At 60.5% G+C, this 14,543-nt stretch carries 14 protein-coding genes; 9 read left to right on the top strand and 5 right to left on the bottom strand.

Translation table 11 applies throughout. The features are described from left to right. Positions 1-28: 28 nt before the first annotated feature. Complete coding sequence (locus HBR93_RS17910; RefSeq protein WP_057437906.1) at positions 29-901, top strand: LysR substrate-binding domain-containing protein; 873 nt, start codon at positions 29-31, stop codon at positions 899-901. Between the two features lie 82 nt (positions 902-983). Continuing rightward, positions 984-1,811 carry a phosphonoacetaldehyde hydrolase gene (gene phnX / locus HBR93_RS17905; RefSeq protein WP_169960774.1) on the top strand — a complete coding sequence of 276 codons (828 nt, stop codon included), beginning with the start codon at positions 984-986 and terminating at the stop codon, positions 1,809-1,811. 63 nt (positions 1,812-1,874) lie between these two features. On the opposite strand, the gene HBR93_RS17900 is transcribed toward phnX, so the two are convergent. Together HBR93_RS17900 and HBR93_RS17895 are read right to left on the bottom strand one after the other, a co-directional pair. Beyond that, a complete protein-coding gene (locus HBR93_RS17900) occupies positions 1,875-2,258 on the bottom strand; it encodes a cytochrome c family protein (RefSeq protein WP_169960773.1) in 384 nt (127 codons plus the stop codon). A gap of 55 nt (positions 2,259-2,313) precedes the next feature. After that, positions 2,314-2,874: a hypothetical protein gene (locus HBR93_RS17895; protein WP_029300252.1), complete on the bottom strand. Its 561-nt coding sequence runs from the start codon at positions 2,872-2,874 to the stop codon at positions 2,314-2,316. Between the two features lie 178 nt (positions 2,875-3,052). Between HBR93_RS17895 and HBR93_RS17890 the strand changes: the two genes are divergently transcribed. Then, positions 3,053-3,772 (top strand): SDR family oxidoreductase, encoded by a 720-nt coding sequence (locus tag HBR93_RS17890; protein ID WP_115127473.1) that lies wholly within the window; start codon positions 3,053-3,055, stop codon positions 3,770-3,772. A gap of 17 nt (positions 3,773-3,789) precedes the next feature. Here the strand turns inward: HBR93_RS17890 and HBR93_RS17885 are convergent, their stop codons facing one another. Then, the gene (locus HBR93_RS17885) at positions 3,790-4,722 is read right to left on the bottom strand and encodes a hypothetical protein (protein ID WP_169960772.1); all 933 of its coding nucleotides are present in this window, start codon (positions 4,720-4,722) and stop codon (positions 3,790-3,792) included. Between the two features lie 193 nt (positions 4,723-4,915). Here HBR93_RS17885 and HBR93_RS17880 point away from each other — a divergent pair, with 193 nt between their 5' ends. From HBR93_RS17880 to HBR93_RS17870, 3 genes are all read left to right on the top strand, one after another. Beyond that, a complete protein-coding gene (locus HBR93_RS17880; protein WP_057444523.1) occupies positions 4,916-5,293 on the top strand; it encodes a response regulator in 378 nt (125 codons plus the stop codon). Between the two features lie 202 nt (positions 5,294-5,495). Beyond that, positions 5,496-6,110, top strand: coding sequence for a biliverdin-producing heme oxygenase (locus HBR93_RS17875; protein WP_057437896.1), 615 nt, complete (start codon positions 5,496-5,498; stop codon positions 6,108-6,110). Continuing rightward, entirely contained in the window at positions 6,107-8,347 is a 2,241-nt protein-coding gene (locus tag HBR93_RS17870; RefSeq protein ID WP_169960771.1) for an ATP-binding protein, read from the top strand. Before HBR93_RS17875 ends, HBR93_RS17870 begins: the two co-directional genes overlap by 4 nt. 172 nt (positions 8,348-8,519) lie before the next feature. On the opposite strand, the gene HBR93_RS17865 is transcribed toward HBR93_RS17870, so the two are convergent. Further along, positions 8,520-8,978 (bottom strand): transposase, encoded by a 459-nt coding sequence (locus HBR93_RS17865; protein WP_169960770.1) that lies wholly within the window; start codon positions 8,976-8,978, stop codon positions 8,520-8,522. Positions 8,979-9,152: 174 nt separating this feature from the next. On the opposite strand from HBR93_RS17865, the gene HBR93_RS17860 reads away from it, so the two are divergent. After that, positions 9,153-11,072, top strand: coding sequence for an alkaline phosphatase D family protein (locus tag HBR93_RS17860; RefSeq protein WP_169960769.1), 1,920 nt, complete (start codon positions 9,153-9,155; stop codon positions 11,070-11,072). 138 nt (positions 11,073-11,210) lie between these two features. Further along, the gene (locus tag HBR93_RS17855; protein ID WP_169960768.1) at positions 11,211-12,224 is read left to right on the top strand and encodes a GGDEF domain-containing protein; all 1,014 of its coding nucleotides are present in this window, start codon (positions 11,211-11,213) and stop codon (positions 12,222-12,224) included. Between the two features lie 3 nt (positions 12,225-12,227). On the opposite strand, the gene HBR93_RS17850 is transcribed toward HBR93_RS17855, so the two are convergent. Next, the gene (locus HBR93_RS17850; protein ID WP_057437889.1) at positions 12,228-13,256 is read right to left on the bottom strand and encodes an amino acid ABC transporter substrate-binding protein; all 1,029 of its coding nucleotides are present in this window, start codon (positions 13,254-13,256) and stop codon (positions 12,228-12,230) included. Positions 13,257-13,404: 148 nt separating this feature from the next. Here HBR93_RS17850 and HBR93_RS17845 point away from each other — a divergent pair, with 148 nt between their 5' ends. After that, on the top strand, positions 13,405-14,331 hold the full coding sequence (locus tag HBR93_RS17845) for a LysR substrate-binding domain-containing protein (protein WP_128593804.1): 927 nt from the start codon (positions 13,405-13,407) through the stop codon (positions 14,329-14,331). Positions 14,332-14,543 lie beyond the last annotated feature (212 nt).

The following is a 14,543-nucleotide window of genomic DNA, read 5'->3' as shown; positions in this document are numbered from 1 at the left end:
TCGGCTGATCCCTGGAACAGGATGCGTTATGTACCAGTACCACAAGTGGCTACGGTCCTTTCATGCGGTGGCGAAGACCGGCAGTTTCACCCTCGCCGCCGAGTACTTGAGCGTCGGCCAGCCGACTGTCAGCGAACAGGTCAACGGCCTGGAAAAGCAGTTCTCGGTGGAGTTGTTCCACCGCCGTGGGCGCTTTATCGAGATGAGCTCGGCCGGCCATGCGCTCTACGGGATCACCCAGGGCCTGTTCGGCCAGGAGGATGAGGCCATGCAACTGCTGCACAGCTTCAAGCAGCGCAAGACCGGGATGTTGCGCCTGGGCGCTGTTTCGCCGCCCATCGCCATGAACCTGACGTACGAGTTGATGCAGCGCCACCCGGATATCACGCTGGAGACCTCGTTTTCCCCGGAGAAGGAGACCCTCGACCGCCTGTTCAATTTTGATATCGACGTGGCAATCCTGGCCCTCTCGGAGTTTGACCAACGCTTCGATACGCAGCTGTACCGGCGTTACCCGATCATTGCGGTGGTGCGCGACGACCATCCCTGGGCTGCGCAGAAAGAGGTACACGTCGAGCAGATCAGCCAGGAGCGTTGGGTCATGCGCGAACGCAGCTCGCGCACCCGGCAACTGGTGGAAGAAAGCTGCAAGCGCCTGGGGGTGGACCTCAACTGCGTGATGCAGCTCAACAGCCGCGAAGCCATCGTGCATGCCATCGCCAAGGGTATCGGCATTGGCTTTGTGTCGGCGGTGGAATACGCCGAAACGCCCGGCACCACACCGATCACCTTCGTCGACCACCCGTTTTCCATCGACTACCACCTGTGTTGCCTGGGCATCCGGCGCAACCGACCGATGATCGCCGAACTGTTCGAGGCCAGCCCCATACCGGCTACCTGATTCGCTTCACCCTTTTGCACTCAACCGGCTTACCTCGTGAATCGAGGGACGGCCTGCTCATACCCGAAAATGGAGATTGATCATGCATTACCAACAACCTTCTACCTTGCAAGCCGTGGTCCTGGACTGGGCCGGCACCGTCGTCGACTTCGGCTCGTTTGCGCCCACGCAGATTTTCGTCGAGGCCTTTGCCGAGTTCGGCGTCGCCGTGTCCCTGGAGGAAGCCCGCGGGCCGATGGGCATGGGCAAGTGGGATCACATCCGCACCCTGTGCAATCAGCCGCAGATTGCCGAGCGCTATCGTGCGGTGTTCAACCGCCAGCCGACCGACGCAGACGTCACCGCCCTGTACGAGCGTTTCATGCCGTTGCAGATCGAGAAAATCGCCCTGCACTCGGCAGTGATTCCCGGTGCGCTGGAGGCGATTGAAACCCTGCGCGCCAAGGGTTTGAAGATCGGCTCGTGCTCGGGCTACCCGGCGGTGGTGATGGCCAAGGTAGTCGAGTTGGCGCGGCAAAATGGCTATGTGGCCGATCATGTAGTGGCCACCGACGAAGTGCCCAACGGTCGCCCGCATCCGGCCCAGGCCCTGGCCAATGTGATCGCCCTGGGCATCAGCGATGTGGCGGCGTGCGTCAAGGTCGATGACACCTGGCCAGGAATCCTGGAAGGACGCAGTGCCGGCATGTGGACAGTCGCCCTGACCTGCTCGGGCAACGCACTGGGACGGACCTACGCGCAATACAAGGCGCTGCCGGCCGAAGAACTGGCGCAGGAACGCGAGCGTATTACACAGATGTTTCAAGGGTCACGGCCGCACTACCTGATCGACACCATCGTCGACCTGCCGGCAGTAATCGACGATATCAATGCGCGACTGGCACGCGGGGAAACACCTCAAGGCAGTTGAAATCGCTGCCAATCCTGCAGGAGCCGGTTTGCCGGCTCCTGCAATGGATTTGGGTGTATCGCGCTATTGCGCCTGAAAGGTCTCCAGATAGGTCAGCAGATTCTCGATCTTCTGCTGATCACTAATCCCCCAGAAAATCATGCGGGTGCCGCTCACCACCTTTTTCGGGTTCTCGATATAGGCCGCGAGGGTTTCCCGCGTCCACACCACGCCCGAATTTTTCATCGCGGCGGAATACTGATAGTCCGCCGTGGTGCCCGCCAGCCGCCCGATCACCCCGTTGAGCTGTGGCCCAAAGCCGCCACGGGCGTTCAACCCGACACTGTGGCAACCGCCACAGGTCTTGGCGAACAGCCGGCCACCTGCCTCGGCATCGCCTGCTGCCACCGCCGACGTGTTGAAGAGCATGGCCGTGAGTAACAAGGTCAGTAAGGCAGCGGGTTTCATCAGGGGCTCCAGGTCACGGGCTTCAGGCGGTAGAGGCGGTAATTATGCCTGCGGTTTACTTGTCCTCGTCCACGTTATTGAAGCGTGCCCGGTTGATCTGCCAAGGCAGGGCTGGCTGTGAACGGATTTTTTTATGTTTGCCACGGCTGAAAAAGTGCGTTTGCAGTTCCAGGAAGTGCCGGTCGCGCCCTACCGACTCAAAGGTTACGACAAAGAAAATCAGCGGTGTGCTGGCCTTGGCCCAGAGCTTGGACGCCTTCTCGATGGCTTCGGGCAAATGGCTTTTGGTGCTGTAGGACACGAAGGTGGAGAACGCCGCCTGTTCATGGTTTTTAAACAGTTTGCTGATTTCATCCACTTTGTCGTTATGGGACTGGACCCACTCCCATTCGACGTTGGACAGGATGCTCTTGTCGGGATATTTCAGGACCGCATCGGTACGCCCGCCCTGTTCGAAATAGGCACGCGCGCCAAGCAATTTCGCGCACTCGCGCATCACCAGCCCCACATGAATCGTCCACCCGGCACGGTTGGTGACGGCATCCACCTCCACCGGAAAATCCTGGTACCACAGGCAATTGAACAGGGTGATGAAGTCGCGTTCGATCCGTTTCATTTTTACTTCCTTAGCGTCGACTGGATGAATGGCAAAGAGCCATCACTCTAAATCAACTGAAGGCAAATCGCTCCCGCTGTCTGGCAAAACATTTGGACACAGCCATTTAATTGCCATCACTCCCGCCCTCTGTTTGCATGCGCACTTTCCATCAGCGCGTCAGTTCAAGGAGAGATCAATGAGAACCATGGTGGTCGGTGCAAGCAAAGGTTTGGGCAGGGCATTTATGGAAGGCTTGGGCGACGTGGGGGATACCTTGATCGGGGTCTCGCGTAGCCGTCCTACAGGCTTGATATCCAGCAGTGGCGCCGAAGTGTCATGGGTCGAAGCCGACCTTGGCCAGCCGGCGCAAGCCGCACAGGTCATCGAGCAGGCGGTGGCACAGGACGGCCTGGATACGCTGATCTATAACCTGGGTATCTGGGAAGAACAGGCGTTCGATGAGGCCTACAGCTTCCTCAAGGATGAAGACACGCAGTTGGAGGCCATTGTCAGCTGCAACATCACCGCCCCCTTGCTGCTGATCAAGCGCCTGCTGCCCGTGCTGTTAAAAAGCCCCAACCCACGCATCATCTTTACCGGCTCTACCTCAGGCCTGCCACAGAGTGGGCGCCCGGAGGTGACGTTCGGCGCGTCGAAGTTCGCCTTGCGCGGCATGGCCGATGCCTTGCGTGAAGGTTATCGGCACCAGCGCCTGGGCGTGACCTGCCTGAACCTGGGCTACCTGAATACCGAGGATCCATTGAGCACCTCCCGCCTCGAGGCCGAGCAGCGTGGCGACGGGCAGTTGATCCCGGTACACGACGTGGTGCAAGTGGTGCGCATGGCCTTGAGCCTGTCATCGGCTAGCTTTGTCAAAGAGCTGACTTTGCCGGCCCTGCTGGACGAGCGCTTCTGACGGAACAGGCCGAATCTTCAGACAGCCAGATAAAGCGCCATCAGGCACAACGGCACCAACACCAGCCCCAGCAGCATCATGAGCACCACACTCATGGCGTTGGTCCGGGGCGTGCCGACGTGGCTGACAAAGCCCATGCACAACCGTCGCAACAGCTCCGCGCCTCGGGCGAATTGATAGACCACGCCGATGGTGAGCAGCGAGAGGGTTCCGGTCGCCGCGCAGTAAAACAGGATCGGCTCGGGCATGAAGTAACTGGAGATAAAACCTTCGGAGGTGGCATAGATAAACGTCACGGGCTGAAACAACGCGATCGAATACAGCACATTGCGCAACGGGTTGAACGCGATCGTCGGCCGCACTTCGTCAGCGGGCAACATGGCGTACAGCTCGTTCATGTCCGACCAGCGAAACCAGTAGACCGCCACACTGAACAACAGGTAGGCCAAGGCAATCGTCGCCGAAAAGCACCCCAGGAACTGCCACGAACCAAACCCGCGACGCGTTCCCACGTTGATGCTCCATTTGGTCAACTGGATGGTCACGCAGTCGATCACCATCGCCACCAGCAGCCCCTTGCCGTAGAAGTCCTTGATGGCTTGCAGCACATTCGGCGGCGGCGGCACATTGAACACGTGCTCGGGATTTTTAAACAGGTAGAGATCCAGCAGCCACACCACAAAAAACACCAGCGACACGAGCAAGGTGTACAGCGGGATACTGATCAGTTGGCGCCGGGCGAGGTACGTTTGCCCGAACACCCGTTGGAAGAGGTTGGCCCACAACTGGGCGATCCCGATAAAGCGGTCGCGGCCAAGGCTCATGCCGCCCAAGGTCTTGAGTATTTCCAGGCGGCTTTTCTGGGTGGTAAACGCGACGGCGACCAATACCCCGGTACACCCGAACAACACGGTGGCAAAGACGATCAACGCCCCAATCAGTTCTTTCACACTCGCATCCCTTGCTGTGAAGTTACGTGGCCCACATCCTGGCTTATCCCACCCGCGGCTCGCAAGCAGCGGCCGTTTTATCCACGCTGCCGACACGCCCAAGTGACCACCCATCGAATAAAAAATATTCAGTAGAACCTATCCCGTGGCCTGCCACTCCACCTTACTCAACCCAGATGGTGGAGTAAGGATCATGGCTCAGCCATCGATATTGGTACTGGAAGACGACGAAATCATTCGCTCGTTGATGGTGGATGTACTGGAGGAGTTCGGCGCGGTGGTGACCTCGTTCCCATCGGCCGATGAAGGCATGATTTTTCTGGAGCGGACCAGTGATCCGGTAGACCTGATTGTCAGCGATATCCAGATGCCCGGCCTGCTCAACGGGTATGACCTGAGCAAGGTCGTGGCCCATCGCTGGCCGTCCTTGCCGGTGGTGCTGACCTCGGGCAATACGGTGATGGCGGCGCAACTGGGCAATACGGTGAAATTCCTGCCCAAGCCATGGAGCACCGAGCGCCTGCTTGACTGTGTGCAGTCGGCATTGGTGCAGGGTACCTCCCTGCACTGATAGCGTCACAACACGGCGGCAATCGAACTTCGCGATAAGGTGTGGGGTCTGTTTTTGAATATTGGGTTATTTTTCTGACAACAACGTCAGATTTTTTACCCAGCTTTTCAGATACAGACGACGGGACAAACAGAATCGTTGCCCGCCCTTCACCCACGCGTCAGCCATGGTTTGCCCTGGCCGACCAGTCCGAGCTTACTGCATGCATCCACAGGCCCATGACGTCGCGGCGCCCTCCCTGCTTGAAGCCTTGCGCGCAGGCACAGCCCTGCTCCATGTGGCCCTGGAAAAACGCTTGCCATTCTTTTCCCCGCAGCTGGATGCCGACGGGTATCGGCGTTTGTTTGAGGCTTACTACGGTTTCTACCACCCGCTGGAATCACGACTGTACGACTGCGCCTTGATTCCTGTGGGATTCAACCAGGCGCTGCGGGTGAAAACCCCTACCCTCCACAGTGACCTGATTGCCCTGGGCCTCACCAGCCAGGCGATTGCCGCCCTGCCCCTCTGCCCTCGCCTGCCACGCCTCGACACCCCGGCCGCCTGCCTGGGTGTGTTGTATGTGCTCGAAGGCGCGACCCTCGGCGGCCAGGTACTGCGCCGGGAGATGGCCCGGCGCTTGGCGCTGGACGCCAGCAACGGCGGCGCCTTTCTCGATATATACGGCACCGAGACTGGTCGGCGCTGGAAAGACTTTCTCGACTACTTGGGCCACGTCCCGCTGGACGACCTCGGCCGGCAGCAGGCGGAGGACGCGGCCTGCTCGACATTCAGCTGTTTTGAGCAATGGCTCGACAGCCAGGAGGTACTGCTATGAAACCCGAAGATTTTGAAGAACTGCTGGCCAACTGTGCCGACGAGCCGATCCGCTTCCCTGGCGCGATCCAGCCTCATGGCGCACTGCTGACCCTGCGCGAACCGGACCTGCAAATCGTGCAAGTCAGCGCCAACGTGGCCAGCCTGTTCAATCACCCGCCTGAGACCTTGCTTGGCCAGCCACTGGATACGCTGTTGGGCGCGGACAATGCGCGCACGGTGCAGCAGATCGCCAGTCAACTTAACTTTATCGACGCCCCGGCGCTGCACGTCACCCTCAACGGGAACGAGTTCGAAGGCCTGCTGCACCGCCATCAAGGCGTGCTGGTGCTGGAGTTCGAGCCACGCTACGAGCACTTCCAGCCCAAGTCGGTGAACGGCCGCGCCAGCAACCTGGGCAAGATGTTGCAACGTTTGCAGTCGGCGAAAACCCTGCAAGCCTTGTACGAAATCAGCGTGAGCGAAATCCAGGCCATGACCGGCTATGACCGTGTGCTGATTTATCGCTTCGAAGAGGAAGGCCACGGCCAGGTCATCGCCGAAGCGTCCGCGCCGTCCATGGAACTGTTCAACGGCCTGTTCTTCCCGGCGTCCGACATCCCGGAACAGGCCCGCGAGTTGTACCGCACCAACTGGCTGCGAATCATCCCCAATGCCGACTACGAGCCGGTGCCGCTGCTACCCAAGCTGCACCCGGACACCGGGCAACCGCTGGATTTGAGCTTCGCCACCCTGCGCAGCGTGTCGCCGATCCACTGCCAGTACATGAAGAACATGGGCGTGCTGTCGTCCATGAGCATCTCGCTGATGAAAGGCGACAAATTGTGGGGGTTGATCAGTTGCGGCAACCGCGAGCCGCTGCACGTGCCCAACGACCTGCGCACCACCTGCCAGACCATCGGCCAGGTGCTGTCGTTGCAGATCAGCGCCATGGAGGCCCTGGATATCAGCCGCCAGCGTGAAGAAAAAGTCGAGGCCCTGGACACACTCAACCAGGCAATGAGCGCGTCAGCGGACACGGTGTTCGACGGCCTGGCCCAATGCCCGCAGGTGTTGATGGACCTGGTCCTGGCCGGTGGCGTGGCGATCATTGAAGGCCAGCAACTGCATCGCTATGGCAACTGCCCGGATCCGGCGCAGATCCGCGCCTTACACAAATGGCTGCAGGACACCGGGCAACCGGTGTTTGCCAGCCACCACCTGTCAGCGGTCTACCCGCCCGCAGCCGACTATCAGCCAGTGGCCAGTGGCGTCCTGGCCATGAGCCTGCCCAAGCCGGTGGACAACGGCGTGCTGTGGTTCCGCCCGGAAGTCAAAGAGAACATCCAGTGGAGCGGCGACCCGCAGAAACCGCTGGCCCTGGAAAAATCCGACGCGGGCCTGCGCCTTCGCCCACGCACCTCGTTTGAAATCTGGAAGGTGGAAATGGCTGGCATCTCCACCAAGTGGAGCTCTGGCGACCGTTTCGCCGCCAACGACCTGCGCCGTTCGGCCCTGGAAAACGACCTGGCCCGCCAGGTCCTGCGCGAGCAACAAGCGGTGCACGCCCGGGATGAACTGGTGGCGGTGGTGTCCCATGACCTGCGCAACCCGATGACCGTGATTTCAATGCTGTGCGGCATGATGCAAAAGGCGTTCAGCTCTGATGGCACCCACACCTCGCGGCGGATTTCCTCGGCCATCGACACCATGCAGCAGGCCGCCGCGCGCATGAATGTGTTGCTGGAGGATTTGCTCGACACCTCAAAGATCGAGGCGGGCCGCTATACCGTCAAGCCGGTGCCCCTGGACGTCAGCCAGATCCTCGAAGAAGCCTATGCGCTGCTGGCGCCCCTGGCCCAGGAAAAGGGGGTTGACCTGTCGTTCAACGCCGAACCCGGCCTGCAGATCAACGCCGACCCGGAGCGTTTGTTCCAGGTACTGTCGAACCTGATCGGCAACGCCATCAAGTTCACCCCGCGCCAGGGCAAGATCGGGATTTCGGCGATGAGCAATGGCGAGGAGATTGTGTTTGCGGTGCGCGACTCCGGCGAAGGCATTGCCCCTGACCAACTGCCCCACGTGTTTGACCGCTACTGGACCCTGACCGAAAACAACCCCACGGGCAGCGGCCTTGGGCTGTACATCACCCAGGGCATCGTCAAGGCCCACGGCGGGCGGATCGAAGCCGAAAGCGAGCTGGGGCGTGGCAGTGAATTCCGCTTTACCGTCCCCAAGGTCACGCAGCCCCCATGCTGACCGCGCGGCCCACTGTGCCTACCTCTGTGGCGAGCGGGCTTGCCCGCGCTGGGCTACGCAGCGGCCCCCTTCAGACCTCTGCGGTGTGTCAGGCATACCATAGCGCCCGGTTTTGGGGCTGCTGCGCAGCCCAGCGCGGGCAAGCCCGCTCGCCACAACCACATCACAAAACTCAGAGCCAGACCGCATCCCATAATGGGTAGTCACCGATATGCTCCACCAGCCCTGCCCTCAGCGGATTGGCAATAATATAGCGAGCGATTTTCCGGTGGTCCTCTTCAGCCCTCACCGCACGGTCATGATAACCACGCTGCCAAAACGGCCCCGTGGTACCGCAAGCACGGTTTATCGTCAGCGTGCTCCGGGACTTGGTCCGCCCCATGACTTGCGCCAACCCCATCTCTTGCAGCTCAAACAGCCAATGAAAGTGATCCGGCATAATGACCCAGGCCAGCGAGTTGACCTGGCCTGAGTCATGGGTACGCTTGAGCTCGGCCACCAACAATCGGCCCAGGCGCAGATCACGGAACAATGGCCGTCGCCCATACACGACGGCGGTTATCAGATAGGATCGGCCTGGCTCCGAGTACCGGCCACGGCGTAACAAATGAGAGTCTGGCTGACGAAGCATTCCTTTGCGCCTTTGAACAATAAGTACATGTCGAGGCTAGCAGCGGATATCAGCCAATGACCGTAAGATTGGTGAACACATGTATCCGCTTGCCACAGTGAGCCTGCTTTGACAAAACACCGACATCCACTGCGTTAACCTACCCAGTCCAATCCCGCACAGAGCCGTGTTTTCATGCTGCAACCCGACACATTGCCCGCCGTCCTCGCCGGCCCCTTATTGCGTCGCCTGGAGCCGGGCCGCCTGGTGTTGTGGCTGGTGGGCAGTCGCGCGCTGGCATTGACCTTGCGGCTGCAGTTCTGTCAGGACGAGGGCGAACAGTCCCTGGATATCGACCTCGACGCCACACGCTGCCAGGTCATTGCCGTGGGCCGCGCGGCGTTTATCCACCTGATTGATGTGTCGCTGGCCACGCCCCTGCCTCAGGACGTGCCCATCCGGTATGACCTGCTGATCGAGGGTGGCGCCGGCATCGCCCAATGGGCCCCGCATCTGTTGTACCCAGGCGCCCAGGCCCCGGACTTCATCCTGCACAGCCGTATCCGCCAGTTGCTGCACGGTTCTTGCCGCAAACCCCACCATTACGCCGACGAGGGCCTGCTCTGCGCTGATCGCCTGTTGGCCGCCGACCGCAGCCTGGCCCAGCGCCCGGCGTTGTTGATGATGAGTGGCGACCAGGTGTACGCCGACGATGTGGCCGGGCCGATGCTGCGCGCCATCCATGGGCTGATTGCGCGCTTGGGCCTGTTCGATGAGCACCTCGATGGCGCCGTGGTGGACGACAGCGCCAAGCTCTATGACCACCCTGCCAGCTATTACCATCGCGCCGATCTGTTGCCGGCCCTGGAGAGCAACGAGACCCTGCGCGAACGCTTTTTTGGCGGGGTGAAAAAGCCGATCTTCACCAGCAGCACCGCCGACAACCACCTGGTGACTTTCGCTGAAGTCATGGCCATGTACCTGCTGGTCTGGTCGCCCACCCCCTGGACCCTGATCGCCACACAGCCGCCCACTCGGCTCACTGCCGAAGAACGGGCGCGCTACGCCCGCGAACAGGTGCCTGTGGATAAGTTTCGCGACGGTCTGGGCGGTGTGGCCCGGGTGTTCGCCCATGTGCCGTGCCTGATGATTTTCGATGATCACGACATCACCGATGACTGGAACCTCAGCGCCCAGTGGGAACAGACCGCCTATGGCCATCCGTTCTCCAAACGCATCATCGGCAACGCCTTGCTCGCCTATATGCTCTGCCAGGGCTGGGGCAACAACCCCGATGCCTTCGCCGCGCTTGTGGAAAAAACCCTGGCCCTGAGCGCGACGGCCCAGCAGCACGACAACCATTTACCCGCGCCCGCCCAGGACCAATTGCTCGAAGAACTCCTGCAGTTTCAACAGTGGCATTACGTGCTGCCCACCACCCCGGCGCTGGTGGTCATCGACACCCGTACGCGGCGCTGGCGCAGTGAATTCACCCTCAAGCAACCGTCCGGCCTGCTGGACTGGGAAGCCTTGAGTGAGCTGCAACAAGAACTGCTCGACCACCCTTCGGCAATCATCGTGTCGCCTGCGCCGATCTTCGGCGTCAAGCTGATCGAGACGGTGCAGAAAGTCTTCAGTTGGTGCGGTTACCCACTGTTGGTCGATGCCGAAAACTGGATGGCCCACCGTGGCGCCGCGCAGGTGATCCTGAATATCTTCCGCCACTCGCGCACCCCAGGTAACTACGTGATTCTGTCGGGGGATGTGCACTACTCGTTCGTCTACCAGGTGCTGATCCGCCATCGCAACGGCGGGCCGAATATCTGGCAGATCACCAGCAGTGGCATCAAGAACCAATTCCCGCCGCGCCTGCTGGAATGGTTCGACCGCCTTAACCGCTGGCTCTACTCACCACGCTCGCCCCTGAACTGGCTGACCCGGCGCCGGCGCATGCAAGTGGTGCCGTATACCCCGGAACATGCCGAAGCGGGAGAACGCCTGTGGAACAGTGCCGGCATCGGCCAGGTGTTTTTCAATGAGCAAGGGCAGCCGGAGGCGATTTACCAGCACAACGCCAACGGCTCGGCTCCTACCCGGATGGTGGAACCGCTCTAGCTTGGCCACCAACAATAATGGCGTTTAGCCACAATTTTACCCGGACAAACCTCGCTGTACAGTACGCCCAGCCACGGAGTATCGGCGTTAACACCTGACTGGCCACAATGAGCCGGCATCCTCGCAGGGAGCGCGCAGATGGGCGATACATCCGATTTGGATCCGTTGAACAGTGAGCTTTTCGACGTCAACGCCGACCTGGTCCATGCCATCATGGAACTGGTCAGCGATGGAATCTGGGACTGGAACGCCAACACCGGGTTTGTCTATCGCAACCCCGGCTGGTACGAAATGCTGGGCTACGATCACCATTCCCTGGAAAACACCGTCTTCACCTGGGAAAGCGTGATCCACCCCGACGATTACCCCCATGTGATGAAAGTCTTCGATGACTACATCAATAGCCGCACCCCTCACTATCAAGCCGAATACCGCTGTCGAAAAAAAGACGGCACCTGGCTGTGGATCGAAGACCGTGGCTACATCATTGCCCGCAATGCCGATGGCTCGGTGTCGCGCATGGTTGGCGCCCACCGCAGCATTCATGAGCGCAAACGCTCCCTGGAACAGCTTGAGCGGCGCAACCAATCCCTTGAAGCGCTGGTGGCTGAACGCACCCGCGAACTGTCGCGGGTCAACCAGCAACTGCAGTTACAGCTCGAGGAAAACCGCTCCCTGGCCGAGCGCGATACCTTGACCCGCATCGCCAACCGCTATCGCCTGGAAAAAGCCCTGCTCGAAGAGTGTGCGCGCGCTCAGCGGTTTCGTCTGCCGCTGGCGGTGATTGCCATGGATGTCGATGACTTCAAGTTGATCAACGACCAGCATGGACACGCCGTGGGAGATGCCACCCTGCTGCGGGTAGTCGAATGCCTGGAGCATTGCGTGCGCCAGGGCGACCTGCTGGCACGTTGGGGCGGCGACGAGTTTATGCTGATTATGCCCAAGAGCACCGTGGAAACCGCCCGGATACTGGCCGAGCGCATTCGCCGGGCGGTGCTCGACCTGCCTCCCGTGGGCGATTTCAACGTGACCCTGAGCCTGGGGGTGGTACAGCGCCTCGATGGCGAATCACCCGCCGACCTGATGGCCCGGGCGGACCAGGCGCTGTACCGGTCCAAGGCCGCGGGCAAGGACCGGGTTTCGCAGTAACCGTTAGCGCACCGGCGGCGCGTACTGGATGCCGCCGTTGTTCCACAGCGCATTGAGGCCGCGCGGGATCTTCAGCACGCTGCCCTGGCCAATGTTGCGCTCGAACACCTCGCCATAGTTGCCTACTTGCTTGACGATCTGCACCACCCAGTCCTTGCGCAGCTTCAAATCCTTGCCGTACTCCCCATCGGCCCCCAGCAGGCGGGCGATGTCGGGGTTCTTGGTGGTCTTGGCCTGTTCCTCGACGTTCTTCGAGGTGATGCCCATTTCCTCGGCATTGAGCATGGCAAACAGCGTCCACTTGACGATGCTGAACCAGTCGTCATCGCCCTTGCGCACCAGCGGGCCCAGGGGTTCCTTGGAGATCACTTCCGGCAGCACGATAAACTCATCCGGGTGCGCCATCTTGATCCGCTGGGCGTACAGGCCCGACTGGTCGGTGGTCAGCACGTCGCAACGGCCGGCTTCCAGGCCCTTGGCACTTTCATCGGCGGTGTCGAAGGTGATCGGGGTGTATTTCATGCCATTGGCACGGAAGTAATCCGAGACGTTCAACTCGGTGGTGGTGCCGGCCTGGATACAGATGGTCGCGCCATCCAGCTCCTTGGCGTGGGCCACTCCCAGCTTGGTATTCACCAGAAACCCGATACCGTCGTAATAGGTCACGCCGGTAAACACCAGGCCCATTCCGGAATCCCGTGAGCTGGTCCAGGTGGTATTGCGCGAGATCACGTCGATTTCCCCGGATTGCAACGCAGTGAAGCGCTCCTTGGCGGTCAGTTGGGTGAATTTAACCTTCGAGGCATCGCCAAACACGGCGGCGGCAACGGCATGGCACACATCAACGTCGATGCCGGTCATCTTGCCCTGGGCGTCCGGCACGCCGAAGCCTGGCAAGCCGTCGCTGACCCCACATTGGATAAAGCCCTTTTTCTGGATCGCGTCCAGGGTCGCGCCTGCGTGAGCAGTGCCGGCCAGGCCCAGGACAGTGGCGGCGGTGAGTGCTGCCAGGGTGGATTTCAGATGCTGCATGCAAGGCTCTCCGTGTTGGATTTTATTATTTGGCGCCGCAAACACGGGCCAGTTTATTTATAGTGTTGCCGGTCAGTATCAACGGCTTTACACCTGGGTCACAAATGACGTTTAGGCAAAGGCTCCTTCCTGTTTGGAATGAACTCCCATGATCTCAAAACGCTTGACCCCTTCGATGACTGCCCTGCAATGCTTCGAAGCCGCTGCCCGGCACCTGAGCTTCACCCGTGCCGCCGAAGAACTGCACCTGACCCAAAGTGCGGTGAGCAAGCAAGTGGCGCAACTGGAGGAAATGCTCTGCCACAAGCTCTTCGAGCGCGTGCGCCAGCGTCTGTACCTGTCGCCGGCGGGCTCGCTGTACCTGGCAGAAGTGCACAAGATCCTGACCCAGGTGGATATCTCCAGTCGCTATATCCTCACCTACGGTGGTGAAACCGAGGTGCTGCGCATCGCCACCCAACCGACCTTCGGCGACCGCTGGCTGGTGCCCAAGCTCAAGGACTTTGCCGCCCGTCATCCGAATATCCACCTGGATGTGCGCAACGAGCTCGAACCCTTCGACGTGCTGCAGGCCAAGGCCGATATCGCGTTCTTCTTCGGCCAGGGGTCATGGCCGGGGGCCACCTGCATTGAGCTGTTTCGCGAAGCGGTAGTGCCAGTGTGCGCACCGGGGTTTGTCGCCCAGGGCAGCGACGCTTCATCGCAACACACCTTGCTGCAATGCACCTCACGGCCCGAGGCCTGGCACGAGTGGTTCCTGGAACAGGGCCTGCATTCACAGAACAGCTACCACGGGCCGCGCTTCGACACGTTCTACATGTGCATACGCGCGGCGCAATCGGGTTACGGCGTGGCGCTGGTGCCGCACTACCTGGTGGCTGACGAATTGGCCCAGGGCAGCCTGGTGGTGCCATGGGACTATGCGATGCCCAGCAGTGGCGCGCACTTTATCGCCCATGCCGAGCATGCCGGGGAGATTCCCAAGGTGAAGGCGTTTTTGCAGTGGATGGTGGAGTACACCCACTCTCACTGTGGGGGCGGGCTTGCCTGCGATGGTGGTGTATCAGTCAACTGATGGGCTGCCTGATGCTCCCCCATCGCGGCATAGGTATCTACACACTCTCTTCTGGGTATGTGTACATATCCGTTGCTTCGGTAACGGCGGCTATTGGTTCCGCTCTTACAGCGGGTCACTTTTGGAAAAGAGCCCCAAAAGTAACCAAAAGGGCTCTTGCCCCACCACTCGGCACCTCGCCTAGGCTCGGTGTGCCCGTCATCCGACATTGA

It is taken from the genome of Pseudomonas sp. WS 5411 (genome assembly GCF_012985595.1).
In the GTDB taxonomy this organism is placed as follows: Bacteria; Pseudomonadota; Gammaproteobacteria; order Pseudomonadales; family Pseudomonadaceae; genus Aquipseudomonas; species Aquipseudomonas shahriarae.
The sequence above is the reverse complement of the archived record's forward strand: the minus strand, read 5'-3'. Positions and strand labels throughout refer to the sequence as shown.